The 24,259-nt window shown below is 70.6% G+C and carries 25 protein-coding genes; 16 read left to right on the forward strand and 9 right to left on the reverse strand.

The features are described 5' to 3' along the window. Positions 1–17: 17 nt before the first annotated feature. The 4 genes from ABZT04_RS15895 to ABZT04_RS15910 form a co-directional block, all read right to left on the reverse strand. Positions 18–1,205: a sulfotransferase gene (locus ABZT04_RS15895; protein ID WP_356056804.1), complete on the reverse strand. Its 1,188-nt coding sequence runs from the start codon at positions 1,203–1,205 to the stop codon at positions 18–20. A 103-nt stretch (positions 1,206–1,308) separates the two neighbouring features. Beyond that, positions 1,309–1,671 carry a hypothetical protein gene (locus ABZT04_RS15900; RefSeq protein ID WP_356056805.1) on the reverse strand — a complete coding sequence of 121 codons (363 nt, stop codon included), beginning with the start codon at positions 1,669–1,671 and terminating at the stop codon, positions 1,309–1,311. A gap of 107 nt (positions 1,672–1,778) precedes the next feature. Further along, positions 1,779–3,830 (reverse strand): TIM-barrel domain-containing protein, encoded by a 2,052-nt coding sequence (locus ABZT04_RS15905; RefSeq protein ID WP_356056806.1) that lies wholly within the window; start codon positions 3,828–3,830, stop codon positions 1,779–1,781. A 67-nt stretch (positions 3,831–3,897) separates the two neighbouring features. Beyond that, positions 3,898–4,914 (reverse strand): LacI family DNA-binding transcriptional regulator, encoded by a 1,017-nt coding sequence (locus ABZT04_RS15910; RefSeq protein ID WP_356056807.1) that lies wholly within the window; start codon positions 4,912–4,914, stop codon positions 3,898–3,900. 246 nt (positions 4,915–5,160) lie between these two features. On the opposite strand from ABZT04_RS15910, the gene ABZT04_RS15915 reads away from it, so the two are divergent. Beyond that, positions 5,161–5,970 (forward strand): endo-1,4-beta-glucanase, encoded by an 810-nt coding sequence (locus tag ABZT04_RS15915; RefSeq protein WP_356056808.1) that lies wholly within the window; start codon positions 5,161–5,163, stop codon positions 5,968–5,970. A 111-nt stretch (positions 5,971–6,081) separates the two neighbouring features. Then, a complete protein-coding gene (locus ABZT04_RS15920; protein WP_356056809.1) occupies positions 6,082–8,013 on the forward strand; it encodes an acyl-CoA dehydrogenase family protein in 1,932 nt (643 codons plus the stop codon). A 7-nt stretch (positions 8,014–8,020) separates the two neighbouring features. Here the strand turns inward: ABZT04_RS15920 and ABZT04_RS15925 are convergent, their stop codons facing one another. Further along, the gene (locus ABZT04_RS15925; RefSeq protein WP_356056810.1) at positions 8,021–8,470 is read right to left on the reverse strand and encodes a lamin tail domain-containing protein; all 450 of its coding nucleotides are present in this window, start codon (positions 8,468–8,470) and stop codon (positions 8,021–8,023) included. A gap of 188 nt (positions 8,471–8,658) precedes the next feature. On the opposite strand from ABZT04_RS15925, the gene dxr reads away from it, so the two are divergent. The 6 genes from dxr to ABZT04_RS15955 all read left to right on the forward strand — a co-directional run bounded on the left by dxr (position 8,659) and on the right by ABZT04_RS15955 (position 16,014). Further along, positions 8,659–9,942, forward strand: a complete 1,284-nt coding sequence (gene dxr, locus ABZT04_RS15930; RefSeq protein ID WP_356056811.1) for a 1-deoxy-D-xylulose-5-phosphate reductoisomerase — start codon at positions 8,659–8,661, stop codon at positions 9,940–9,942. 8 nt (positions 9,943–9,950) lie between these two features. After that, entirely contained in the window at positions 9,951–11,243 is a 1,293-nt protein-coding gene (locus ABZT04_RS15935; RefSeq protein ID WP_356056847.1) for a site-2 protease family protein, read from the forward strand. Positions 11,244–11,410: 167 nt separating this feature from the next. Next, entirely contained in the window at positions 11,411–12,568 is a 1,158-nt protein-coding gene (ispG, locus tag ABZT04_RS15940) for a flavodoxin-dependent (E)-4-hydroxy-3-methylbut-2-enyl-diphosphate synthase (protein ID WP_356056812.1), read from the forward strand. A gap of 157 nt (positions 12,569–12,725) precedes the next feature. Then, entirely contained in the window at positions 12,726–13,574 is an 849-nt protein-coding gene (locus tag ABZT04_RS15945; protein ID WP_356056813.1) for a GNAT family N-acetyltransferase, read from the forward strand. A gap of 54 nt (positions 13,575–13,628) precedes the next feature. After that, positions 13,629–14,195 carry a GNAT family N-acetyltransferase gene (locus ABZT04_RS15950; protein WP_356056814.1) on the forward strand — a complete coding sequence of 189 codons (567 nt, stop codon included), beginning with the start codon at positions 13,629–13,631 and terminating at the stop codon, positions 14,193–14,195. A gap of 115 nt (positions 14,196–14,310) precedes the next feature. Continuing rightward, positions 14,311–16,014 carry a proline--tRNA ligase gene (locus tag ABZT04_RS15955; RefSeq protein ID WP_356056815.1) on the forward strand — a complete coding sequence of 568 codons (1,704 nt, stop codon included), beginning with the start codon at positions 14,311–14,313 and terminating at the stop codon, positions 16,012–16,014. A gap of 54 nt (positions 16,015–16,068) precedes the next feature. Here ABZT04_RS15955 and ABZT04_RS15960 read toward each other — a convergent pair whose 3' ends face one another. Beyond that, positions 16,069–16,470: a hypothetical protein gene (locus tag ABZT04_RS15960; RefSeq protein WP_356056816.1), complete on the reverse strand. Its 402-nt coding sequence runs from the start codon at positions 16,468–16,470 to the stop codon at positions 16,069–16,071. 15 nt (positions 16,471–16,485) lie between these two features. Here ABZT04_RS15960 and ABZT04_RS15965 point away from each other — a divergent pair, with 15 nt between their 5' ends. From ABZT04_RS15965 to ABZT04_RS15980, 4 genes are read left to right on the forward strand one after another with little or no spacing between them, the layout of a single operon-like run. After that, positions 16,486–17,466, forward strand: a complete 981-nt coding sequence (locus ABZT04_RS15965) for an FAD:protein FMN transferase (protein WP_356056817.1) — start codon at positions 16,486–16,488, stop codon at positions 17,464–17,466. Beyond that, positions 17,463–18,044 carry a ferric reductase-like transmembrane domain-containing protein gene (locus ABZT04_RS15970; RefSeq protein WP_356056819.1) on the forward strand — a complete coding sequence of 194 codons (582 nt, stop codon included), beginning with the start codon at positions 17,463–17,465 and terminating at the stop codon, positions 18,042–18,044. The genes ABZT04_RS15965 and ABZT04_RS15970 overlap by 4 nt, the downstream gene beginning before the upstream one ends. Next, positions 18,041–19,261 carry an NADH-ubiquinone oxidoreductase-F iron-sulfur binding region domain-containing protein gene (locus ABZT04_RS15975; protein WP_356056821.1) on the forward strand — a complete coding sequence of 407 codons (1,221 nt, stop codon included), beginning with the start codon at positions 18,041–18,043 and terminating at the stop codon, positions 19,259–19,261. Before ABZT04_RS15970 ends, ABZT04_RS15975 begins: the two co-directional genes overlap by 4 nt. A gap of 2 nt (positions 19,262–19,263) precedes the next feature. Then, positions 19,264–19,464: a ferredoxin gene (locus tag ABZT04_RS15980; RefSeq protein ID WP_356056823.1), complete on the forward strand. Its 201-nt coding sequence runs from the start codon at positions 19,264–19,266 to the stop codon at positions 19,462–19,464. A 62-nt stretch (positions 19,465–19,526) separates the two neighbouring features. On the opposite strand, the gene ABZT04_RS15985 is transcribed toward ABZT04_RS15980, so the two are convergent. The 3 genes from ABZT04_RS15985 to ABZT04_RS15995 are packed head-to-tail and all read right to left on the reverse strand — an operon-like array spanning position 19,527 to position 21,457. After that, positions 19,527–20,417, reverse strand: coding sequence for an aminoglycoside phosphotransferase family protein (locus ABZT04_RS15985; protein WP_356056825.1), 891 nt, complete (start codon positions 20,415–20,417; stop codon positions 19,527–19,529). Between the two features lie 51 nt (positions 20,418–20,468). Continuing rightward, complete coding sequence (locus tag ABZT04_RS15990) at positions 20,469–20,936, reverse strand: ferritin-like domain-containing protein (protein ID WP_356056828.1); 468 nt, start codon at positions 20,934–20,936, stop codon at positions 20,469–20,471. After that, positions 20,933–21,457: a hypothetical protein gene (locus ABZT04_RS15995; protein ID WP_356056830.1), complete on the reverse strand. Its 525-nt coding sequence runs from the start codon at positions 21,455–21,457 to the stop codon at positions 20,933–20,935. Before ABZT04_RS15995 ends, ABZT04_RS15990 begins: the two co-directional genes overlap by 4 nt. A gap of 205 nt (positions 21,458–21,662) precedes the next feature. On the opposite strand from ABZT04_RS15995, the gene rimP reads away from it, so the two are divergent. From rimP to ABZT04_RS16015, 4 genes are all read left to right on the forward strand, one after another. Further along, positions 21,663–22,178: a ribosome maturation factor RimP gene (gene rimP, locus ABZT04_RS16000; RefSeq protein ID WP_356056832.1), complete on the forward strand. Its 516-nt coding sequence runs from the start codon at positions 21,663–21,665 to the stop codon at positions 22,176–22,178. Between the two features lie 2 nt (positions 22,179–22,180). Next, positions 22,181–23,179 carry a transcription termination factor NusA gene (gene nusA, locus ABZT04_RS16005; protein ID WP_356056834.1) on the forward strand — a complete coding sequence of 333 codons (999 nt, stop codon included), beginning with the start codon at positions 22,181–22,183 and terminating at the stop codon, positions 23,177–23,179. Positions 23,180–23,269: 90 nt separating this feature from the next. After that, positions 23,270–23,548, forward strand: a complete 279-nt coding sequence (locus ABZT04_RS16010; protein ID WP_355919497.1) for a YlxR family protein — start codon at positions 23,270–23,272, stop codon at positions 23,546–23,548. A gap of 146 nt (positions 23,549–23,694) precedes the next feature. Next, the coding region (locus ABZT04_RS16015; RefSeq protein ID WP_356056837.1) for a translation initiation factor IF-2 N-terminal domain-containing protein at positions 23,695–24,259 on the forward strand (565 nt) is incomplete at its 3' end.

Below are 24,259 nucleotides of genomic sequence, written 5' to 3' on the forward strand. Positions count from 1 at the left end.
GGGGTCGGCCCGTGCCGTCAGGCCCGTTCGACCTCGGCGCGCAGGGCGTCGTAGTCCGCGAAGGCCGAGGCGACATCGGCGCGGGTGAGGCCGTAGCGTGCCAGGTCGTACTGGTGAGGACGGGTGCCCTTGGGGCGGGTGGCGACCTGGGGGAGACGGGCCGCGTCGGCGTCGGTCCAGCGGGCGCCGACGGCCGCGTAGAGCTTCGGGGCGCCCGCGGCCGGGTCGGAGCCGAGCCAGGAGTAGGGCACGTCCACCAGGGCGTCCTGGGGGACGGCCGCACGGGCCGCGAGGCCGCGGGACGCGGAGCGGCTCAGCAGTTCCAGCCAGGTGGAGCCGATGCCGTGCAGGTCGAGGGGGTGGGTGCTCACGGTCATGCCGTGCTCGACCAGGCTGCAGAACGAGGCCACGACGGTGGCCGGGTCGCGGTGCGTCCACACGATCGTGGCGTCGGGGAACACGGTGTGCAGGGCCCCCAGGTTCTCCAGGTGCAGCGGCGACTTGAGGACCCAGCGGCGGCGGGGGCGGCCGTACTGGAGCACCTGGTAGACCTGCTTGAGATGCCGGTAGTCGGGTTCAAAGTCCCGCGCGTCGTGCCAGGGCAGGTACTCGGGGATGCGGGCCTGGGACAGGGGCATCACCGTGTGCGGGAGGGCGAAGGTGCACTCCTCCGGGCCCTCGGGCCGCAGGCCGTGGATGTCGCGGAAGCGCGGGGTGAGCAGATCGATGCCGCCGACCAGTCGACGTGCGGCTGTGATCGCCGACTCCCGCTGTTCCGGGCCGAGTTCGAGGTCGGGCGTGAGCAACTCCCACAGCAGCGGGCAGCGGTGCTCGTCGGACAGGGACAGCACACCGTGGGTGAGGGTGGTGGCGGTGCGCGGCAGGCCCACCACGAACACCGGTCTGTCGATGGGCTCTTCGGCTATCTCCGGGTGCTCGGCGATCAGCCGCCTGATCCGCGTCCGGTTGCTGAGATGCCGGCCGACGTGTCCGCGCGCGGACAGCCAGCCGACCGGAGTGAGGTTCTCGGCGCCGGCCCAACATCGCAGTAAGAACCGGAACTCGTCGACGAACGGCTCGTCGCCCTTCGTCTGCCCGGCGTCGGCGAGCAGACGGTCGAAGACCGCGTCGGGCGTACGGCGGGACCGAAAGCCCGGCCGGAGCAGCAGATTGGCCACGGTGCGGGCCGGGGGACCGGAGAACACGACAGCGATTCCTCTCGCAGGGGACGGGGAAAGGGCTTACGTACCCTCGTCGACTGCGTTGTCATGCTCATGTGGTGAGAGATTTACCGGTAAGTAACGCCCGTCAGCCCAGCCGGGGACCGGGCGGTTCCGCCACGACGAGTGCCGCGACCCAGCAGCCGAGGCCGGCCAGCGCGAGGCCGCCCACCGCGGGGTTGACGTAGCCGGGAACCGTGTCGGCGACATAGCTCCGGCCGTCCGCCGTCTCGCAGACGAACCGGAGCGGGACGTAGTCCACCGAATAGTCCGTGACGCTCAGGACCTTCTTGTCGTACTGCCAGCCGGCCGTGCGGCAAGGGCGCAGCGGTGCCGAGTCGGTGCCGCCGTCCTCCGCCTCCAGCAGCGCGCCCACGAGGTGGAGCAGACCCCAGAGATAGAGGACGAACGCGGCGAGGCCCGCTGCGCCGGCGAGCTTGCGGAGCATCATCGCTCGACTCCAGCAGAACAAGATCGGTACGGCTGTGACGGAGCCCACAGTTCCGCGCAACGGAAGTGTCACGGCTCGGGAGCCAACGCCCTTGTTCCGCAGGGGAGTTACTCCGCCACCGGCAGCGTCGCCCCGTCCCGCAGGAACAGCGGGATGCGGTCCAGCGGGGCGTCGACCGTCACCGCAGTACCGCCCTCGTATGTCTCGCCGGTCCACGCGTCCGTCCACCAGGCGCCCGCCGGGAGATACGCCGTACGGGCCGTGGCGCCCGCCGTCAGCACCGGAGCGACCAGCAGGTCCGGGCCGAAGAGATACGCGTCGTCGACCGACCAGGACGTCTGGTCCCCGGGGAATTCCAGGAACAGCGGCCGCATCACCGGCAGCCCCTCCTCGTGCGCGGCGCGCATCACCTCCAGGATGTACGGCCTCAGGCGCTCGCGCAGCCGCAGGTACTTCTCCAGGATCGGCAGGGCCTGATCGCCGTACGACCAGACCTCGTTGGGGCCGCCGGTCATGTCGGGGCCCAGCGGCATGCCCGGGTCGCGGAAGCCGTGCAGGCGCATCAGCGGCGACAGCGCCCCGAACTGGAACCAGCGGACCATGACTTCGCGGTACGCCGGGTCGTCCGGGTCGCCGCCGTGGAAGCCGCCGATGTCCGTGTTCCACCAAGGGATGCCCGACAGCGCGGTGTTGAGGCCGGCCGCGATCTGGCGGCGCAGGGTCGGGAAGTCGGTGCCGATGTCACCCGACCACAGAGCGGCACCGTGACGCTGACTCCCCGCCCACGCCGAGCGGTTGAGGGTGATGACCTCCGACTCGCCCTCGGCCAGCAGCCCTTCGTGGAAGGTGCGGGAGTTCTCGGCCGGGTAGAGGTTGCCGACCTCCAGACCCGGGCCCGCCCAGTAGCGCAGGTTCTCCTGGAAGCCCGGCTTCAGCTCCGGCTCGCAGGCGTCCAGCCAGAAGGCCGTGATGCCGTACGGCACGAGGTAGTTGTCCCGGATCTTCGACCACACGAACTCGCGGGCCCCGGGGTTGGTCGCGTCGTAGAAGGCCACCTGGACCGTCGACGCGACCCCCTTGTCGGGCCAGTCGGCGTGGGCCATCGGGCCGTACTGGGTGCCGATCAGATGGCCGCGCTGTTCCAGCACGGAGTGGTTCTCGCTGAGCGGGGAGACGGAGGGCCAGACACTGACCACCAACTTCACGCCCAGCTCGTCCAGTTCGCGGACCATGGCGGCCGGGTCGGGCCACTCGGCCGGGTCGAACTTCCAGTCGCCCAGGTGCGTCCAGTGGAAGAAGTCGCAGACGATCGCCGACAGGGGCAGGCCCCGGCGCTTGTACTCCCTTGCCACGGAGAGGAGTTCGTCCTGGGTGCGGTAGCGCAGCTTGCACTGCCAGAAGCCGGCCGCCCACGTGGGCAGCATCGGCGTACGGCCCGTCACCGCGCTGTAGCGGCGCTGGCCCTCGGCCGGGTCGCCCGCGGTGATCCAGTAGTCGAGCTGCCGGGCCGAATCGGCCACCCAGCGGGTGCCGTTGCCGGCCAGTTCCACGCGGCCGATCGCCGGGTTGTTCCACAGCAGGGTGTAGCCGCGGCTGGAGACGAGCACCGGGATGCCCACCTCGGCGTTGCGCTGGACGAGGTCGACGACCAGGCCCTTCTGGTCCAACTTCCCGTGCTGGTGCTGCCCGAGGCCGTAGAGCTTCTCGTCCTCGTACGCGGCGAAGCGCTGTTCCAGGCGGTGGTGGCCGTTGCCGACCGCCGTGTAGAGCCGCGAGCCCGGCCACCAGAAGTGGGCGCGTTCCTCGGCGAGGAGTTCGGCGGAGTCGGCGGTGCGCAGGAAGCGGATCAGGCCCTCGGCGTCGACCTGGACCGTCAACGCGCCCACGGTCAGGGTCCCTTGGCCGTCCTCGATCTTGACGCTCGCCTCGGTGGGCGGTGCCTCGTCCAGCAGTGCGCCCGGCAGCCCGTCGAGCAGCGGACCGCCGAGCCGGGCCCGCACCCGGACCGCGTCCGGTCCCCAGGGCTCGACCCGGAGGGTCTCCTGACGGCCGGTCCACTCCAGCGCGCCGTCCCGCTCACGGAACGTGCCGACGGTGGGCGACGACTGCGCGAGGCTGACCGCGCCCCGGCTGATCTGGTTCTCGGCAGGCTGATTCACGAAGTGTGCTCCCCAAGGGACATGAGGTGCCCGCAGGGCACGGATACATACGGAGGGAGAAGCGGGGTCAGGAAGTGCTGGCGGGCGCCGGTCCGGTGCTCGCCCGCACCGTCAACTCGGGCGAGATCAGCACGACTTCGTCGCTGCCGCGCTCGTCCAGCTTGGCCACCAGATGCTCGACGGCGTAACGCCCCATCTCCTGCGCGGGGATGGCGACGGACGTCAGCCGCACCGAGGCCTGGGTGGCGACCTGGTCGGGGCAGACCGCGACCACCGACACGTCCTCCGGCACGGCCCGGCCCTGCTGGCGCAGCAGCGCGAGCAGCGGCTCGACCGCCGACTCGTTCTGCACGACGAAGCCCGTGGTGCCGGGGCGCTCGTCGAAGATCCGGGCGAGCGTCACCGACATCGCGTCGTACCCGCCCTCGCACGGCCGGTGCAGCACCCGCAGGCCCAACTCCCGTGCCCGGGACCGGAGTCCGTCGAGGGTGCGCTCGGCGAAGCCGGTGTGCCGCTCGTAGACCGCGGGTGCCTCGCCGATGACAGCGATGTCGTGGTGACCGAGCTTCGCGAGATGCTCGACGCACAGCGCGCCGGTCGCCCCGAAGTCGAGGTCCACACAGGTCAGTCCGGTGGTGTCGGCCGGGAGCCCGATCAGCACGGACGGTTGGTCGGTGCCGCGCAGCAACGGCAGCCGCTCGTCGTCGAGTTCGACGTCCATCAGGATCATCGCGTCGGCGAGCCCGCTGCCGGTGACCCGGCGCACCGCGTCGGGACCCTCCTCGCCGGTGAGCAGCAGTACGTCGTAGCCGTGCAGGCGGGCGGTGGTCGCCACGGCGATGGCGATCTCCATCATCACCGGCACATACATGTCCGTCCGCAGCGGCACCATCAGCGCGATGATGTTCGACCGGCTGCTGGCCAGGGCGCGGGCGCCCGCGTTCGGGTGGTAGCCCAACTCGCGGATGCTCTGCTCGACCCGCTGCCGGGTGGCTCCGGAGATGGACCGCTTGCCGCTGAGGACATAGCTCACCGTGCTCGCCGAGACTCCGGCGTGCTGGGCGACCTCGGCGAGGGTGACCATCCAGCTCTCCAAGCTTTGTGAAGCGCTTCGACAGTGCGCGTTGCTGACAAGGGCGAGTGAGGATGGTTCGACATTAGCTTCAGGCGGTGTGGGGTGTCCATAGGTTGTCGAAGCGCTTCGACACTTTCTCTCGGCGCCCGGATCGGTGCATGCGGAGCCCGGATCGGGTGAATTCCGAGGCAACCTCCGGGCGGGTCGGCGGCCACTGAGAGGTCGTAGACGAACCGTCCCCCGGAAGGACCCCCGATGCAACACCGCAGACCCCGCCTCTCGAAGAAGGCGAAGGTGCTGGCCGCCGCCGCGGTCGCCCTCATGGCTCTCGCCGGCGTCACCGTCGCCCAGGCGGGCGAGTCGAGCAAGAAGTGCGGGGCCTACGACACCGTCACGCTCGGCAAGTACTACGTGAACAACAACCTCTGGGGCCAGGACAACGCCACCGGCAGCCAGTGCGTCTGGGACAACTCCCAGTCCGGGTCCACCATTTCGTGGGGCACGTCCTTCAGTTGGGCCAACAGTGCCAAGGGCACGGATGCCGACGTGAAGTCCTACGCCAGTACCGTCCTCGGCTGGCACTGGGGCTGGAAGGTCGACAAGGCGACCACCGGCCTGCCGATCCGGGTCGGCGACCGCAAGCCGGTGAAGACGAGCTGGGACTTCTCGCTCAGCAGCAACCCCGGCACGCTCGACGTCGCGTACGACCTGTGGCTGCACTCCAAGAACACCGCAGACTGGCAGGACCAGCCCACCGACGAGATCATGATCTGGCTCGACCGGCAGGGCGGCGCGGGCCCTCTCGGCACCAAGTACGGCAGCGTCAGCCTCGACGGCGCCATGTGGGACATCTACCAGGGCGACATCGGCTGGAACGTGTACTCCTTCGTCCGGCGGGCCAACACCACCAAGGCGACCCTGAACATCGACGACTTCACCCAGGCCCTGGTCCGCCGCAAGCTGCTGAGCAACGACAAGTACCTCTCCGGCATCGAATCGGGCACCGAGGTCTTCAAGGGCTCGGGCCGTCTTGACACCAAGGCGTACTCCGTCGACATCGGCTGAACGGACGCGCGAAGGGTGGCCGCTTCGCGGCGGATCGGGTAGATACGAACGGGTAGCACCCATCGGTAACCGCCGAGGGGCCAGGGCCCGATTCGCGGCGAGGTGAGCTTCATGTCCGCTCCATCCAGCAAACCCACCGTCACCGAGCGAGAAGCCCGGCAGGTGGCCGAGGCCGCCCGGGAACAGGACTGGCGCAAGCCCAGCTTCGCCAAGGAACTGTTCCTCGGCCGCTTCCGGCTCGACCTCATCCACCCGCACCCGATGCCGCCGGACGAGGACGCGCGGCGCGGTGAGGAGTTCCTCGCCAAGCTGCGCGTCTTCTGCGAGACGGAGATCGACGCCGCCCGCATCGAACGCGAGGCCCGCATCCCCGACGAGGTCATCCGCGGCCTCAAGGAGATCGGGGCCCTCGGCATGAAGATCGACATCAAGTACGGCGGCCTCGGCCTCACCCAGGTGTACTACAACAAGGCGCTGTCCCTCGTGGGCTCGGCCTGCCCGGCGGTCGGCGTGCTGCTCTCCGCCCACCAGTCGATCGGCGTACCGCAGCCGCTGAAGCTGTTCGGCACGGACGAGCAGAAGGCGGAGTTCCTGCCCCGCTGCGCCCGCACCGACATCAGCGCCTTCCTGCTCACCGAACCGGACGTCGGCTCCGACCCGGCGCGCCTGGCGACCACCGCGGTGCGGGACGGGGACGCGTACGTCCTCGACGGAGTGAAACTGTGGACCACCAACGGGGTGGTCGCGGACCTGCTGGTCGTGATGGCCCGCGTGCCGAAGTCCGAGAACGGCAAGGGCGGCATCACCGCGTTCGTGGTGGAGACCGACTCGCCCGGCATCACCGTCGAGAACCGCAACGCCTTCATGGGCCTGCGCGGCATCGAGAACGGCGTCACCCGCTTCCACCAGGTCAGGGTGCCCGCCGCCAACCGCATCGGCCCCGAGGGCGCGGGTCTGAAGATCGCGCTGACCACCCTCAACACCGGCCGCCTCTCGCTGCCCGCGTCCTGTGTCGCGGCCGGCAAGTGGTGTCTGAAGATCGCCCGTGAGTGGTCGGCGGCCCGTGAACAGTGGGGCAGGCCGATCGCCGAGCACGAGGCCGTGGGCGCGAAGATCTCCTTCATCGCGGCGACCACCTTCGCCCTGGAGGCCGTACTCGACCTCTCCTCGCAGATGGCCGACGAGGACCGCAACGACATCCGCATCGAGGGCGCGCTGGCCAAGCTGTTCGCCTCCGAGATGGGCTGGCTGATGGCCGACGAGCTGGTCCAGATCCGTGGCGGCCGCGGCTTCGAGACCGCCGAGTCCCTCGCGGCCCGCGGCGAGAAGGCGGTCCCCGCCGAACAGGTCCTGCGCGACCTCCGTATCAACCGCATCTTCGAGGGCTCGACGGAGATCATGCACCTCCTCATCGCCCGCGAGGCCGTCGACGCCCACCTCACGGTCGCCGGCGACCTCATCGACCCGGACAAGACCCTCTCCGACAAGGCGAAGGCGGGCGCCAACGCGGGTGTCTTCTACGCCAAGTGGCTCCCGAAGCTGGTCGCGGGCAGCGGCCAACTCCCGGGCACCTACGGCGAGTTCCGCCAAGGCATCGACCTCTCCAAGCATCTCCGCTACGTGGAGCGCAACTCGCGCAAGCTGGCCCGCTCCACCTTCTACGCGATGTCCCGCTGGCAGGGCCGCATGGAGACCAAGCAGGGTTTCCTGGGCCGGATCGTCGACATCGGCGCCGAACTGTTCGCGATGAGCGCGGTCTGCGTACGGGCCGAACTCCTGCGCTCCCAGGGCGATCACGGCCGCGAGGCCTACCAACTCGCCGACGCCTTCTGCCACCAGTCCCGCATCCGCGTCGAGGAACTCTTCGGCCGCCTGTGGTCCAACACCGACGACCTCGACCGCAAGGTGGTCAAGGGGGTCATGGGCGGTGCCTACGAGTGGCTGGAGGAGGGCATCGTCGACCCGTCGGGCGAGGGCCCGTGGATCGCCGACGCGAGCCCCGGACCCAGCAAGGTGGAGAACGTCCACCGACCCGTCGACTGAGGCTGGATCAGCAGTACTTGTCGCTCGGATCCCGCGTCGTCCAGGAGCAGGTGTCGACCTTGCTGCCGGTCGCCCTGGTCAGCGTCGCCGTGTCGCTGGTGTTGTTCCAGACATAGGCGGCGCGGTTCTGGTACGTGTTCGACGCGGTGTCCGAGCCCTTGCCCGTGTGCACCTTGATGTACTTGCCCGCGCCGATCTTGATGTTCTTGAAGACGTAGCGGTGGTTCGAGACGTCCTTGAGGACCCACCCCTTGAGCGAGATCGCCGACCGGCTGGTGTTCTTGATCTGCACCCACTCGCCGTTCAGGCTCGTGTTGGACCGGTTGTCCGAGCCCGGGCTGTCGAACCAGACGTGGTAGATCGTGACCCCGCCGGCGGCCTCGGCCGGGGTGCTCAGCAAGGTGCCGGTGAATATCACGGCGCCCGCGAGCGCGGGCAGGGCAGCGCGTATCCGCATGGAGAATCCCCCCAGGATCTCGTCACCGCACCGGTCGTCCACCGGCGCAGGACTGAAGTGTTATCACATGAACTTCACGCCATATTCACAAACGGTGATTTCGCTTCAATAACCGACGAGAGCCGATAAGCCACCCGCCCGAGGGAACCGCTGTCCACCACCGCATCCGTTGCGGCAACAATGGAGGGATGAGCGACAGTCCAGCACCCCTCGCCGACCCGCATCTCGTCTACGACCCCGTCGTCGGCGACGCTCCCAAGGCCCTGGTGATCCTCGGGTCCACCGGGTCCATCGGCACCCAGGCCATCGACCTGGTGCTGCGCAACCCGGACCGGTTCCGGGTCACCGCCCTCGCCGCGAGCGGCGGCCGGGTCGGGCTCCTCGCCGAGCAGGCGCACCGGCTCCGGGTGCGGACCGTCGCGGTCGCCCGCGAGGACGTCGTACCGGCCCTGCGCGAAGCGCTCACCGCGCGGTACGGCACCGGGGAGCCGCTCCCCGAGATCCTCGCCGGACCGGACGCGGCCACCCAGGTCGCCGCCTCGGACTGCCACACCGTGCTGAACGGCATCACCGGATCCATCGGCCTCGCGCCCACCCTCGCCGCCCTGGAGGCGGGCCGCGTCCTCGCGCTCGCCAACAAGGAGTCGCTCATCGTCGGCGGACCGCTGGTGAAGGCGCTCGCCAAGCCCGGCCAGATCATCCCGGTCGACTCCGAGCACGCGGCGCTCTTCCAGGCCCTCGCGGCCGGCACCCGCGCCGACGTCCGCAAGCTGGTCGTCACCGCGTCCGGCGGCCCCTTCCGCGGTCGTACGAAGGCGGAGCTGGCGAACGTGACCGTCGCGGAGGCCCTCGCGCACCCCACCTGGGCCATGGGCCCGGTGATCACGATCAACTCCGCGACCCTGGTGAACAAGGGGCTCGAAGTGATCGAGGCGCACCTGCTGTACGACATTCCCTTCGATCGCATTGAGGTGGTCGTGCACCCGCAGTCGTATGTCCACTCGATGGTGGAATTCACGGACGGCTCGACAATCGCCCAGGCGACGCCCCCCGACATGCGCGGGCCGATCGCCATCGGGCTCGGCTGGCCCGAGCGGGTCCCGGACGCGGCGCCCGCGTTCGACTGGAGCAAGGCGTCGACCTGGGAGTTCTTCCCGCTCGACACCGACGCGTTCCCCTCGGTCGGTCTCGCCCGGCATGTGGGACAGCTCGCGGGCACCGCCCCGGCGGTGTTCAATGCGGCGAACGAGGAGTGCGTGGAGGCGTTCCGTACGGGCGCGCTGCCGTTCAACGGCATCATGGAGACGGTGACACGAGTGGTCGACGAACACGGGACACCGGCCGGGGGAACCTCACTGACCGTGCCGGACGTCCTCGAAGCGGAGACCTGGGCGCGTGCCCGGGCCCGCGAACTGACAGCGCAGCAGACGACAACGCAGACGACCACGGTGAACGCGGAGGCGCGTGCATGACAGCCCTGATGATGATCCTCGGCATAGTCGTCTTCGCGGTCGGCCTGCTGGTCTCGATCGCCTGGCACGAGCTGGGGCATCTGTCCACGGCGAAGCTCTTCGGTATCCGGGTGCCCCAGTACATGGTCGGCTTCGGGCCGACCATCTGGTCCCGGAAGAAGGGCGACACCGAGTACGGGTTCAAGGCCATCCCGTTCGGCGGCTACATCCGCATGATCGGCATGTTCCCGCCCGGCGACGACGGCCGGATCACCGCCCGCTCCACCTCGCCCTGGCGCGGCATGATCGAGGACGCCCGCTCGGCGGCCTTCGAGGAACTCCAGCCCGGCGACGAGAGCCGCCTGTTCTACACCCGCAAGCCCTGGAAACGGGTCATCGTGATGTTCGCGGGCCCCTTCATGAACCTGATCCTGGCGGTCGCCCTCTTCCTCACCGTCCTGATGGGCTTCGGCATCTCGCAGCAGACCAACACGGTCAGCTCGGTCTCCCAGTGCGTCATCGCGCAGAGCCAGAACCGCGACACCTGCAAGTCCACCGACCCGGCCTCCCCGGCCGCCGCCGCGGGCCTCAAGGCCGGCGACAAGATCCTCAGCTTCAACGGCGTCAAGACGACCGACTGGAACAAGCTGTCCGACCTGATCCGCGCGGCCCCCGGCAAGACGGTCCCGATCGTCGTCGAGCGCAAGGGCCAGGACGTCATCCTGCACGCGAAGATCGCCTCCAACCAGGTCGCCAAGAAGGACTCCAGCGGCCAGATCGTCCAGGGGCAGTACGTCACCGCAGGCTTCCTCGGCTTCAGCGCGGCCACCGGCATCGTCCGCCAGGACTTCGGCGACTCGGTCACCTGGATGGGAGACCGCCTCGGCGAGGCCGTCGACTCCATCGCCGCCCTCCCCGGCAAGATCCCGGCCCTGTGGAACGCGGCCTTCGACGGCGCCCCCCGCCAGGCCGACTCCCCGATGGGCGTGGTCGGCGCGGCCCGCGTCGGCGGCGAGATCTTCACCCTGGACATCCCGCCCACCCAGCAGTTGGCCATGGCCCTGATGCTGGTCGCCGGCTTCAACCTCTCCCTGTTCCTCTTCAACATGCTCCCGCTGCTCCCGCTCGACGGCGGGCATGTCGCGGGCGCGCTGTGGGAGGCGCTGCGGCGGAACCTGGCCAAGGTGCTCAAGCGCCCGGACCCGGGCCCGTTCGACGTGGCGAAGCTGATGCCGGTCGCCTATGTGGTGGCGGGGATCTTCGTCTGCTTCACTCTGCTCGTGCTGGTCGCGGACGTGGTTAACCCGGTGAAAATCTCCTAGTCACCCCTGGTTCGTGGCGGCCTCGCATTGTTCGTGCGGGGCCGCTCCCCATTGAGTGGGTTTACCTCCGGGATGTGCTCCGGCCCGCACGCTTGACGTAATCTCGAAGCCTGGAGCCCGCTGTTCCGGGACCGGGGCTTGATCCACGACTTGGGGTTGCACAGCAGATGACTGCGATTTCTCTCGGCATTCCGTCCGTTCCGACCAGGCTCGCCGAGCGCCGCAAGAGCCGGCAGATCCAGGTCGGCACCGTGGCGGTCGGCGGCGACGCGCCGGTGTCCGTGCAGTCCATGACGACGACCCGTACGTCGGACATCGGCGCCACCCTCCAGCAGATCGCCGAACTCACCGCGTCCGGCTGCCAGATCGTCCGCGTCGCCTGCCCCACCCAGGACGACGCCGACGCCCTCGCCACCATCGCCCGCAAGTCGCAGATCCCGGTCATCGCGGACATCCACTTCCAGCCGAAGTACGTCTTCGCCGCGATCGAGGCCGGCTGCGCGGCAGTTCGCGTCAACCCCGGCAACATCAAGCAGTTCGACGACAAGGTCAAGGAGATCGCGCGGGCCGCAAAGGACCACGGCACCCCGATCCGCATCGGGGTCAACGCTGGCTCGCTGGACAGCCGACTGCTGAAGAAGTACGGCAAGGCGACCCCCGAGGCGCTCGCCGAATCCGCCCTCTGGGAGGCGTCCCTCTTCGAGGAGCACGACTTCCGGGACATCAAGATCTCGGTGAAGCACAACGACCCGGTCGTCATGGTCGAGGCCTACCGCCAGCTCGCCGCCCAGTGCGACTACCCCCTCCACCTCGGCGTCACCGAGGCGGGCCCCGCCTTCCAGGGCACGATCAAGTCGGCCGTCGCCTTCGGCGCGCTCCTCTCCCAGGGCATCGGCGACACGATCCGGGTCTCGCTGTCCGCGCCTCCGGTGGAGGAGGTCAAGGTCGGCAACCAGATCCTGGAGTCGCTGAACCTCAAGCCCCGCCGCCTGGAGATCGTCTCCTGCCCCTCCTGCGGCCGCGCCCAGGTCGACGTCTACAAGCTGGCCGAGGAGGTCACGGCGGGCCTGGAGGGCATGGAGGTCCCGCTGCGCGTCGCGGTCATGGGCTGTGTGGTGAACGGTCCGGGCGAGGCGCGGGAGGCCGACCTCGGGGTCGCCTCCGGCAACGGCAAGGGGCAGATCTTCGTCAAGGGCGAGGTCATCAAGACCGTCCCCGAGTCGAAGATCGTCGAGACCCTGATCGAGGAGGCGATGAAGATCGCCGAGCAGATGGAGGCGGACGGCGTCGCCTCCGGCGAGCCCTCGGTGGCGGTCGCGGGCTGAGTGCCTTCTTCCACGTCCGTGCCCCGGTACCCCCTCAGGGCGGGCGCCGGGGCACACCTGTACGCGGGCCCGGACCGGTCGCGGCGCCGGGCGGCGCCACAAAGTTCCGCCGGGTAAAGTGCTGAGATCCGCAGACCCCAGGGTGAGGCTCCCGACCGTGTTGACGCAGACCACCTCCCGGGTCCTCGAACCGAGCGACCTGGACGCCGCGCTCGCCGTACTGGACCGCGAGCCGGTCACGAACGCCTTCGTGACCTCGCGGGTGCAGGTCGCGGGCCTCGACCCGTGGCGGCTCGGCGGCGAGATGTGGGGCTGGTACGAGGACGGGATGCTGACATCCCTCTGCTACGCGGGCGCCAACCTCGTGCCGATCTGCGCGACCCCCCGGGCCGTCCGCGCCTTCGCCGACCGCGCACGCCGGGCCGGCCGCCGCTGCTCCTCCATCGTCGGCCCGGCCGACGCCACCGCCCAGCTCTGGCGGCTCCTCGAACCCAGTTGGGGCCCGGCCCGCGAGGTCCGCGGCCACCAGCCCCTCATGGTCGCCGACCGGCTGCCCACCGACATCGCCCCCGACCCCTACGTCCGCCGCATCCGCAAGGACGAGATGGACACGATCATGCCGGCCTGCGTCGCCATGTTCACCGAGGAGGTGGGCGTCTCCCCGCTCGCGGGCGACGGGGGGCTGCTGTACCAGGCGCGCGTCGCCGAACTCGTCGGCTCCGGGCGGTCGTTCGCCCGCCTCGACGAGTACGGCAAGGTCGTCTTCAAGGCGGAGATCGGCGCCGCGACGACCCGGGCCTGCCAGATCCAGGGCGTGTGGGTGGCCCCCGAGTACCGGGGCAGGGGAGTGGCCGCACCCGCCATGGCATCGGTCCTGCGCTACGCCCTGGCGGACGTGGCCCCGGTCGTCAGCCTCTATGTGAACGACTTCAACACCCCGGCCAGGCGGGCCTACTTGAGGGTCGGCTTCCAGGAGGTCGGCGCGTTCATGAGCGTTCTGTTCTGACCGGGACCCCGTGCGCAGTTCTGAGCCCCACGCACTGCCTGTAGTCTCCCCGGCATGCTGCGATTCCCAGGTCACGGCCACCGCCACCCCGAAGACGTCGTGATCGGTCCCCTGGACCTGTCCGCCCGTGTGGACGAAGCCCTCGCAGTCCAGGCCCTGGCCTTCGGCCTGGGGGCAGACGAGGTGGCCGTACGCCGTCAGATCGTCCTGCGCCACATGACCTACCCGGGGGCCAGAGCCCTCGGCGCCACCGCGGAAGGCCGCCTCGTCGGGTTCGTCTACGGCATGCCCAACGACCGCGCCCACTGGTGGTCCACGGTCGTGGAGCCCTACCTCCGGGCCCGGGACCACGACGCATGGCTCGACGACTCCTTCGTGATCACCGAGCTGCACGTCCACCCGCAGTACCAGAACCGCGGTGTCGGCCGCTCCCTGATCACCACCATCACCGACTCCGTCGACGAACCCCGCTCGATCCTCTCCGCGATCGACACCGACAGCCCGGCCCGCGGCCTCTACCACTCCCTCGGCTACGAGGACCTCGCCCGCCAGGTCCTGTTCCCCAGCGCCCCGAAGCCGTACGCCGTCATGGGCGCCCCGCTTCCCTTGCGTCGCCGCTAGGGCCTGTTGCGAAAGTCCCGCCTGCCCCGCAACAGGCCCTAACCGATTTCCACCGGCACAGCGCGCCCGGCTAACCTCCTAGCCATCACCCTTTCCCGGCAGGAGTACGAGAACCATGGCGAACGCACCGGTCCAGCGCATGTCCCAGTTGATGGCGAAGACGCTGCGCGACGACCCGGCGGACGCCGAGGTCCTCAGTCACAAGCTGCTCGTCCGGGCCGGCTACGTCCGCCGTACCGCGGCCGGTATCTGGTCCTGGCTGCCGCTCGGCATGCGGGTTCTGCGCAACGTGGAGCGGGTCGTCCGTGAGGAGATGGACGCGATCGGCGCCCAGGAGGTGCTGCTCCCCGCCATCCTGCCGCGCGAGCCCTACGAGGCGACCGGCCGCTGGGAGGAGTACGGTCCCGAGCTGTTCCGCCTCAAGGACCGCAAGGGCGGCGACTACCTCCTCGGCCCGACCCACGAGGAGATCTTCACCCTGCTGGTGAAGGACCAGGCGTCCTCCTACAAGGACCTGCCGGTCATCCTCTACCAGATCCAGAACAAGTACCGGGACGAGGCCCGCCCGCGGGCCGGCGTCCTACGCGGACGCGAGTTCCTCATGAAGGACTCGTACTCCTTCGACACCGAGGACGAGGGCCTCGCCCACTCCTACGCCCTGCACCGCCAGGCGTACCAGAAGGTGTTCGAGCGCCTGGGCCTCGACTACCGCATCTGCGCCGCCACCGCGGGCGCGATGGGCGGCTCCAAGTCGGAGGAGTTCCTCGCCCCGGCCGAAGCCGGCGAGGACACCTTCGCCGACTGCCCGAACTGCGACTTCGCGGCCAACACCGAAGCGATCACGTATGAGTTGAAGCCCGTGGACGCCACCGACGTGCCCGCGCTCGAAGAGATCCCCACCCCCGACACCCCCACCATCGAGACCCTCGCCGCCCACCTCGGCGTGCCCGCCTCCGCCACCCTCAAGAACCTCCTCGTCAAGGTCGACGGCGAGATCGTGGCCGTCGGCGTCCCCGGCGACCGCGAGGTCGACCTCGGCAAGGTCGAGGCCCATTTCGCCCCCGCCGCCGTGGAGTTGGTGACGGCGGAGGACTTCACCGGGCGCCCCGACCTGGTCCGCGGCTACGTCGGTCCGCAGGGCCTGGGTGACAAGGTCACCTACATCGCCGACCCGCGCGTGGCCCCCGGCACCTCCTGGATCACGGGTGCCAACAAGGACGCCACGCACGCCAAGAACGTGGTCGCCGGTCGTGACTTCGAGGTCGGCGAGTACGTCGACGTCGTGGTCGTCAACGAGGGCGACCCCTGCCCCAAGTGCGGCACCGGCCTCAAGCTGGACCGCGCCATCGAGATCGGCCACATCTTCCAGCTCGGCCGCAAGTACGCCGACGCCCTCAAGCTCGACGTCCTCGGCCAGCACGGCAAGCCGGTCCGCGTGACCATGGGCTCCTACGGCATCGGCGTCTCCCGCGCGGTCGCCGCCCTCGCCGAGCAGTCCGCCGACGACAAGGGCCTGTGCTGGCCCGCAGAGGTCGCCCCGGCCGACGTGCACGTCGTCGCCGCCGGCAAGGCCCTCCAGACCGAACTCGCCCTGGACGTCTCGGAGAAGCTGCGCGCGGCCGGCCTGCGCGTCCTCGTCGACGACCGGGCCGGGGTCTCCCCGGGCGTCAAGTTCACCGACTCCGAGCTGATCGGCGTACCGAAGATCCTGGTCGCGGGCCGCCGATCGGCCGAAGGCGTCCTGGAGTTGAAGGACCGCAGGACCGGCGAGCGCGAGGAACTGACGGTCGACGAGGCGATCGCCCGCCTGGCCGTATGAAGCGAGCCGCGTAAATAAAGCTCTCAGGGAGTTCTCGGGAGGCGTATGGACGCCTCACAGACTTCTCTCAGGTCGTTCCCCGACCGTAGTGAGTGACAGAGAGTCACTGCGGAGGGGAACGACCATGACAGTCAAGGAGCGTGGGGCCGCTGCGGCGGTCCGCAGAGGCAGGCGGCGTATCGCGGCGGCCACGGCGGCGGTCACGCTGGCGGCGGCAGCCGGGGTGTTCGCCCTGGTCGGCACGATGCAGACGTCGACCGACGCGGACACGACGGCCAGCAACACCAACACCGGTTCGTCGTCGGCCTCTTCGACTGCGACGCCCTCGCCGTCCGCCTCGTCCACGACGTCCAGCACGGACAGCTCGTCCTCGTCCTCATCTTCTTCATCCTCCTCGGACCTCCAGTCCTCCTCGTCCGGAGTGACGTCGTCCTCCGGCGGCTCCACCGACTCCACGTCGGGGGCGTCCTGATGACCACCGCCACCACCGCCCCGCGCACCACGGCCGCCGCCGACTGGCGCGCCCTCGGCACCAGCGTCCGGCTGGTCGTCACCGACCCGGCCCTGCTGGACTCCTGCAACCTGCTCCTCGCCCGGCACCTCGCCGAGGTCGACGCGGCGTGCAGCCGGTTCCGTACCGACTCCGAACTCGCCGCCCTCGACACGGCGGCCGGCCGGCCGGTCACCGTGAGCCCGCTGCTCGCCGAGGCCCTCGCGGTCGCCCTGCGCGCCGCCGAAGCGACGGACGGCGCGGTCGACCCGACCGTCGGCTCCGCGATGAACGCCATCGGCTACGACCGCGACTTCACCCTCGTCCGCGAGGACGACCGCCCGATCAGGCTCACCGTGAAGCGGGCCCCCGGCTGGCGCACGATCGACCTCGACCGCACAACGGGCACGGTCACCGTCCCGGCCGGCGTCCGCCTCGACCTCGGCGCCACGGCGAAGGCCTGGGCCGCCGACAAGGCGGCGGCGATGCTCGCCGAGGTGGCCGGCTGCGGAGTCCTGGTGAGCCTGGGCGGCGACACCGCCGTGGCGGGGGAGCCCCCGGCCGGCGGCTGGAACATCCGCGTCCAGGACGTCACCGGCTCCGTCGACGAGACGCCCACGCACGGCACATACGCCACGGTCGGGCTGCGCTCCGGCGGCCTCGCCACCTCGGGCACGGCGGCCCGCCGCTGGCGTCGGGGCGGCTACGAGCTGCACCACATCGTCGACCCGCGCACCGGCCTCCCCGTCCGCAGCCCCTGGCGCACGGTCTCGGTCGCCGCCGCGACCAGCGCCGACGCCAACGCGGCGAGCACGGCCTCCCTGGTCAAGGGCGCGGGCGCCGAACGCTGGCTCACCCGCCTCGGCCTGCCCGCCCGCCTGGTCGCCCAGGACGGCACGGTCGTCACGACCCCGGGCTGGCCCACAACTCCGATGCCCGGTCAGGGAGTTGCGGGACGATGACCTCCGAAACCCTCTGGTACGCCAACCGTGCCACCGGAGCCGTCTGCCTGGTCCTCTTCACGGTCGTCGTCCTGCTAGGCATCGCGGTCCGCCTGCGCACCCGGCTCCCCGGCCTGCCCCGCTTCGGCACGGTCACCCTGCACCGCACCCTCTCCCTCTCCGCGACCGCCTTCCTGGCCCTGCACATCGCGGTGGCGGTGGTCGACGGATACGTCAGCATCGGCGTCGTCGACGCGTTCGTGCCCTTCGTCTCCGACTACCAGCCCCTCTGGCTCGGCCTCGGCACGGTCGCCCTCGATTTGATGCTCGCGGTCCTGGTCACCAGCCTCCTCAGGGAACGCATCGGCCACCGCACCTGGCGGGCAGTCCACTGGCTGGCCTACGCCTCCTGGCCGGTCGCCCTGATCCACGGCATAGGCATCGGCACGGATACCGGCACCGACTGGATGACCTGGCTGACCGTGTCCTGCGTGGCCGCAGTGGTCGCAGCCTTCGGCATTCGCCTCGCCCATTCCGCCCGCGCCGCCCGCCGAACCCCGGCCGCCCTGCTCTGCACCGCCGAAGGAGCCCACTCATGACGACCACGACCTTCACCGACGTCTACATGTCCCCCCGCCTCCTCGCCCCCGGTGGCACCGCGGCCGACCTCGCCACCCACGAACTGCGCTACGGCCCACTGTCGTACGGAGACCCCGACGGGCTCCTGAGAACCGTCGCCGAATCCGGCCTCACCGGACGCGGAGGCGCCGCGTTCCCGACCTACCGCAAACTGGTCGTGGTCAGCGACGCGAGCCGCCGCACCGGCCGCACCCCCGTCGTCATCGCGAACGGCGCCGAGGGCGAACCGGCCAGCCGCAAGGACAAGACCCTGCTGCGCCTCTCACCCCATCTTGTCCTGGACGGGCTGCAGTTGGCGGCTCGGGCGATAGGCGCGGGGGAGGCCCACCTGGCCGTGGAGGACGGCGCGTCCTACCTGGAATCGGCCCTGGCCCAGCGCGCCGACCCCCTACCCGTACGAATCGTCCGCCTGCCCAAACGCTTCCTGTCCGGCCAGGCCTCGGCGCTCGCGCAGTACGTCTCCGGGAACGCCCCGCTACCCCGCGACCAACGCCCGCCGGTCCGCGAACGTGGGGTGCGCAAGGCCCCGACACTCGTCCAGAACGTGGAAACGCTGGCCCACCTCGCCCTGGTCGCCCGCTACGGCGCCGACTGGTTCCGCAGCGCGGGCACCCCCGCCCAGCCGGGCAGCACGCTCTGCACCCTGCATGTGCCAGGGCGCGAAGTCCGGGTCGTGGAAGCCCCGTTCGGCCTCCCGCTGCACCGTCTGCTGCCGCTCCAGGGCATGTCGGCGGTCCTCGTCGGCGGCTACCACGGCACCTGGATACCGGCCGGCGAAGCAGCCCAACGCACGCTCGACGCGGGCGACTTGGGAGCAGGCGTCCTCGCCGCCCTCCCCGCCGACCGCTGCGGCCTGGCCGAAACCGCCCGCGTCCTGCGCTACTTGGCCCTCCAGTCGGCCGGCCAGTGCGGCCCCTGTCTCAACGGCCTCCCGCGCATCGCCACCGCGTTCCGGACCCTGGCCACTCCGGGCCCCCAGTCCAACACCCGCCAGGACGTGGCCCGTTGGTCCGGCCTGGTCGAGGGCCGGGGCGCCTGCCACCACCCCGACGGCACGGTCCGCCTGGTCCGCAGCGCCCTGACCACCTTCACAGCCGAACTCGACGCCCACGCAAGGGGCTTGTGCACCGCGACCGACCCCACGCCCCTGCTCCCGATCCCGAACGAGGCCCACTGACCATGGACCAGCACATCGACATCGACTGGACGTCCTGCCAGGCCCACGGCCTCTGCGCGGAGATCCTCCCCGACCACATCACCCTGGACGAGTGGGGCTACCCGCTGGTGGACGGCAACCCCATCCCACCCCGAACGCGCAAGAGGGCGCGCAGAGCAGCGGCGGACTGCCCGGCGCTGGCGTTGAAACTAACGATGAAGTGATCCCGCCCAGGGGCGCGGGGAACTGCGCGACCAGCGACAACGCCCCGCACTTATAAGCGCCCCTAAAGCCACCCGGCAAATTCCAGCAACAACTCAGCATCCCGAGGCCGCCCCACCCGAAGCGCCCTCACTCCAGACTCAACCGCCCGGAACAACGTCCACCCCCGCAACCGCTCCTGATCCACCTCCAACGACTCCGCAAGCCGCTTCACCCGCCGCCGAGTGGTAGACGCCCCCGAGGGCGTAGCGATCAGATCCTCCACCCGGTCCCGCACCAACCGAGCCAGATCAAACGCACACTCACCCACCACAGGATCCGGCCCCACGGCCAACCACGGCATCCGCTCAGCGGCCAGCACCTTGCTCTGCCGAAACGTCCCGTGCAGCAACCGCACCTCGGGCGGCGAGGCCAGCAACTCCTCCCGGGCATCCAGCGCGGCAGAGACCAGCGAAGCCACCTCCGCCCCGCTGCCCCTCATCAGCTCGGCCTGCCGACCCGTCCGCTCGGCGACGGTCTCGAACGCGTGATCCCCGGGCGGCTCCACCCACAGCCGCCGCAACGTCCCCGCCGCCTCCAGCAAAGCCTTCGCCTCCGGCAGCGACCGCACCGACACATCCGGATGCAGGCGCTCCAGCACGAGCACGCCCTCGGCGGCGAACGGCTCGACGAGCTGGACGGCACCCAGACCGCCCCAGCGCGCGAGCGCGGCCCGCTCGCTCTCCGGCCGGGCCCGGTGCGGGGCGAGCTTCAGTACCGCGGGTGTCCCGTCGGGTCGGCGCACCAGCACGACCAGGCTGCTGCGCCCACCGGGCACCTGTACCCGCTCCACAGTCAACTCGCGTAGATCAACGGCCTGTTGGGCCACCTCGGGCAGCTTCTCCAACCAGTCGTCACCGCTCGGTGCCGTCTCACCGAGCGCCCTCACCAGACGCTGCGGCGGTTCGAAAGCCATGCGCGAGTTGTTCCCTTCCTGCGGTCCTGCCGTCCTGCGTCCCCGTGCGGATCACGCCGTGGGTGTCGCCGAGGCCGTGGGGGTCGCGGCCCGCTCGGCGAGACCAGGGAAGGGTACGCTCCCGCCGCGCCAGCGCACCGCCCGGACCGCCGCTTCCCGCAGCGCCTCGGCGGCCGTACCGCGCAGCCCGCCCGTCGCCGCCCGCACGAGGTCGGAGTAGACCCCGGCCACCCGCTCCTCCAGCTCCGCGGCGAGCCGTACGGCGGCGGCCGAGTCCGGCACAGGGTACGGCAGCGCGTACGCGGCGGACGCGGCCACCGGCTTGCCGCCCAGGTCCCGCACCTCGCGCACGAGCGCGTCCCGCCGGGCCCGGTGTGCGTCGTAGGCCGCCTTGGCCTCCGTGCGCCGGCCCTCCCGGATGCGCCCGCCGACCACGCCGTAGCCGTACACCGCCGCGTGCTCGGCGGCGAGCGCGGCCTGCAGCGCGGTCAGCGCCGCCTTCTTTTCCTCGTCGCTCACTTGGCGCCCTCCGTCAGCAGATACGCGTGCGCGGCCCCGGCCGCCGCCACCGAGGCGAGCAGCCGCGCCAGCTCACCGGGCAGGTCGAGCAGTGCCTTGGCCCGCCGGTCGGCGAGGTCCCGCTCGGCCGCGGCCAGCCCGGCGAGGGCGTCGCTCTCGGTCCCGGGCGCGGCGGAGGCCGACGGCGAGGCAGCGGTCGTAGGAGATGTCGTGGCCGTGGAGCCACTGCTTCCGCCCCCGAAGGCCGTCGCGTGCCGGACGACCTCCGTGCGCAGGGGGTTCAGTCGCGCCGCCAGCGTCGGGTGGGCGGCGAGCACCGCGTCGTAGCGCCGGAGCAGGGCCTCGCTGTCGGAGGCCGCACGCGCGCGTGCGCGTTCGTCGGCCGAGGGGCTGCCCGCGGTGTCCTCGGCGTCGTCGGCGCCGTTGGAGCAGCCCACCAGGAGGGCGGCTCCGGCGGCCGAGGCGAGCAGGCTCCTTCTGCGCGGCCCCGGGAGGGTGCGCGGAGGTGGGGGGAACGGCACGGCAGATCGTCCTCGGGGGGCTCGTACGAACGAATTGGCGGGAAGGGCGGCGCGCCCGTGATCACGGTACCCGCGCACCCGCCCGACGGCAGTCACCGGCACTGGTCGGGCCGCAGGTGGGCGGCAACACGCTCCGGGACCGGATACCCTTTGAGCAGACACGCGCCCTACCCACAACAGCACACGCGGCCGAGGAGTCACCCGGATGAGCACGACCCAGAGCGAGAGGCTGCGAGAACTGCTGGAACCCCTCGTCAGTTCCCAGGGACTCGATCTCGAAGAGGTCGAAGTGGACTCGGTCGGACGCAAGCGGGTGCTGCGCGTGGTCGTCGACTCCGACACGGGTGCCGATCTGGACCAGATCGCGGATGTGAGCCGTGCGCTCTCCGCGAAGCTCGACGAGACCGACGCGATGGGCGCGGGCGAGTACACCCTCGAGGTCGGGACCCCCGGCGCCGAGCGCGAGCTCACCGAACACCGTCACTACGTACGCGCCACCGACCGGCTGGTGAGGTTCCAACTGGCCGAGAGCGGTGAGCTGGTCGCCCGGATCATCGAGGTGGACGACGACGGCATCGACGTGGAGGTGCCCGGCGTGAAGGGGCGCAAGCCCACCGCCAAGCGGCTCGCCTTCGCGGATGTGGTCAAGGCCCGCGTCCAGGTCGAGTTCAACCGTAAGAACAAGAACGAAGAGACCGCCGAGAACACAGAGGAGGCGTAGCCGTGGACATCGACATGAGCGCCCTGCGGGGTCTGGTGCGGGAGAAGGAGATCTCCTTCAGCCTGTTGGTCGAGGCGATCGAGTCGGCCCTCCTCATCGCCTACCACCGCACCGAGGGAAGCCGCCGCCACGCGCGCGTGGAGCTCAACCGGGAGACCGGCCACGTGACGGTGTGGGCGAAGGAGGACCCCGAGGACCTGGAGGAGGGGCAGGAGGCGCGCGAGTTCGACGACACCCCGTCCGACTTCGGGCGGATCGCCGCCACCACCGCCAAGCAGGTCATCCTGCAGCGGCTGCGCGACGCCGAGGACGACGCGACGCTCGGCGAGTACGCGGGCCGCGAGGGCGACATCGTCACCGGAGTGGTCCAGCAGGGCCGCGACCCGAAGAACGTGCTGGTCGACATCGGCAAGCTGGAGGCCATCCTGCCGGTGCAGGAGCAGGTCCCCGGGGAGACGTACCCGCACGGGATGCGCCTTCGGTCGTACGTCGTCCGGGTCGCGAAGGGTGTGCGCGGCCCGTCCGTGACGCTGTCCCGTACGCATCCCAATCTGGTGAAGAAGCTGTTCGCCATGGAGGTGCCGGAGATCGCCGACGGGTCGGTGGAGATCGCCGCCATCGCCCGCGAGGCCGGCCACCGTACGAAGATCGCCGTCCGCTCCACCCGCAGCGGTCTGAACGCCAAGGGCGCCTGCATCGGCCCGATGGGCGGCCGGGTGCGCGCGGTGATGGGCGAGCTGAACGGCGAGAAGATCGACATCGTCGACTGGTCGGACGACCCGGCCGACATGGTGGCCAACGCGCTGTCCCCGGCTCGGGTCTCCAGGGTCGAGGTGGTGGACCTCGCGGCCCGCTCCGCGCGGGTGACGGTGCCGGACTACCAGCTCTCGCTGGCGATCGGCAAGGAAGGGCAGAATGCCCGACTTGCGGCCCGCCTGACCGGCTGGCGGATCGACATCCGTCCGGACACCGAACAGCCGTCCGACCAGCCAGAGGAATAGATCTCGGCCGCCCGTGGCTTAGATCACGACAACAACCGTTCGATTCTTCCCCCGCAGGGGTGAGGTCGGTGCGGGGAGGTAGACTTAGCAGTGTCTGGCCGGACGCGAGCCCGCGCATGCCCTGAACGCACCTGTGTGGGGTGCCGGGAGCGAGCGGCCAAGAAGGAACTGCTGCGGATCGTGGCGGTCGAGGGCGAATGCGTCCCCGATCATCGCGGTACGCTGCCCGGCCGGGGTGCGTATCTGCATCCCGCCCTGGTCTGTCTCGACCTGGCGGTACGTCGCCGGGCGTTCCCGCGGGCGCTGCGTGCCCAGGGACCGCTCGACACAAAGGCGTTGCGTCTCCACGTCGAGCAGGCAACACAGTAAGAGCGAGTCGTACGGAACCTCCGTGCGGCCCGGTATTCCGCGAGTTGGAAGTAGGTCGAGATTGCGATGAGCACTCGATGAGCACGCGATGAGTACGCCCATGAAGTAGCGACGGTCCGGACGCACCCGGACCTAAAAGGAGCGAAGTGGCTAAGGTCCGGGTATACGAACTCGCCAAGGAGTTCGGGGTGGAGAGCAAGGTCGTCATGGCCAAGCTCCAAGAACTCGGTGAATTCGTCCGTTCGGCGTCCTCGACGATCGAGGCGCCCGTTGTACGCAAGCTGACAGACGCCCTCCAGCAGGGCAGCGGAGGCGGCAAGCCCGCCCCCGCACGCAAGGCTGCCCCGGCACGGCCGGCAGCCCCCTCTTCCGCGCAGGCCGCCCGTCCGGGTCCGGCCGCCCCGCGCCCGCCGGCCCCGAAGCCGGCCGCCGCCGAGAGCTCCGCCGCGGCACCCGCCGCTCCGGCCGCTCCGGCCTCCACCGGTGGTCCCCGTCCGGGCCCGCGGCCCGCGCCGCGGCCCGCCCCGGCCTCGCCGGCGCCGACCGCGCCCGAGTTCACGGCACCTCCGGCGGCTCCCGCCGCCCCTGCCTCCAACGGTTCCACCGGCGGCTCCGGCCCCTTGAGGAAGACCGCGCCCAGCGCGCCGACGAGCACCAGGGTGATCCAGGTGTTGCCACCCTGCATCCAACCGGGCGCGAACGGGTTCTCCA

Source organism: Streptomyces sp. NPDC005492 (assembly GCF_040605995.1).
Taxonomy (GTDB): Bacteria; Actinomycetota; Actinomycetes; order Streptomycetales; family Streptomycetaceae; genus Streptomyces.

Excerpts from the sequence above, each read along its gene's own strand:
- ABZT04_RS15900 (WP_356056805.1), bottom strand. The coding sequence starts at position 1,671 with ATGATGCTCCGCAAGCTCGCCGGCGCAGCGGGCCTCGCCGCGTTCGTC.
- ABZT04_RS15950 (WP_356056814.1), top strand. The coding sequence starts at position 13,629 with ATGCTGCGATTCCCAGGTCACGGCCACCGCCACCCCGAAGACGTCGTG.
- ABZT04_RS15920 (WP_356056809.1), top strand. The coding sequence starts at position 6,082 with ATGTCCGCTCCATCCAGCAAACCCACCGTCACCGAGCGAGAAGCCCGG.
- ABZT04_RS15985 (WP_356056825.1), bottom strand. The coding sequence starts at position 20,417 with ATGGCTTTCGAACCGCCGCAGCGTCTGGTGAGGGCGCTCGGTGAGACG.
- ABZT04_RS15925 (WP_356056810.1), bottom strand. The coding sequence starts at position 8,470 with ATGCGGATACGCGCTGCCCTGCCCGCGCTCGCGGGCGCCGTGATATTC.
- ABZT04_RS15915 (WP_356056808.1), top strand. The coding sequence starts at position 5,161 with ATGCAACACCGCAGACCCCGCCTCTCGAAGAAGGCGAAGGTGCTGGCC.
- ABZT04_RS15935 (WP_356056847.1), top strand. The coding sequence starts at position 9,951 with ATGATGATCCTCGGCATAGTCGTCTTCGCGGTCGGCCTGCTGGTCTCG.
- ABZT04_RS15965 (WP_356056817.1), top strand. The coding sequence starts at position 16,486 with ATGACCACCGCCACCACCGCCCCGCGCACCACGGCCGCCGCCGACTGG.
- ABZT04_RS15980 (WP_356056823.1), top strand. The coding sequence starts at position 19,264 with ATGGACCAGCACATCGACATCGACTGGACGTCCTGCCAGGCCCACGGC.
- ABZT04_RS15955 (WP_356056815.1), top strand. The coding sequence starts at position 14,311 with ATGGCGAACGCACCGGTCCAGCGCATGTCCCAGTTGATGGCGAAGACG.
- ABZT04_RS15975 (WP_356056821.1), top strand. The coding sequence starts at position 18,041 with ATGACGACCACGACCTTCACCGACGTCTACATGTCCCCCCGCCTCCTC.
- rimP (WP_356056832.1), top strand. The coding sequence starts at position 21,663 with ATGAGCACGACCCAGAGCGAGAGGCTGCGAGAACTGCTGGAACCCCTC.
- ABZT04_RS15970 (WP_356056819.1), top strand. The coding sequence starts at position 17,463 with ATGACCTCCGAAACCCTCTGGTACGCCAACCGTGCCACCGGAGCCGTC.
- ispG (WP_356056812.1), top strand. The coding sequence starts at position 11,411 with ATGACTGCGATTTCTCTCGGCATTCCGTCCGTTCCGACCAGGCTCGCC.
- ABZT04_RS15910 (WP_356056807.1), bottom strand. The coding sequence starts at position 4,914 with ATGGTCACCCTCGCCGAGGTCGCCCAGCACGCCGGAGTCTCGGCGAGC.
- dxr (WP_356056811.1), top strand. The coding sequence starts at position 8,659 with ATGAGCGACAGTCCAGCACCCCTCGCCGACCCGCATCTCGTCTACGAC.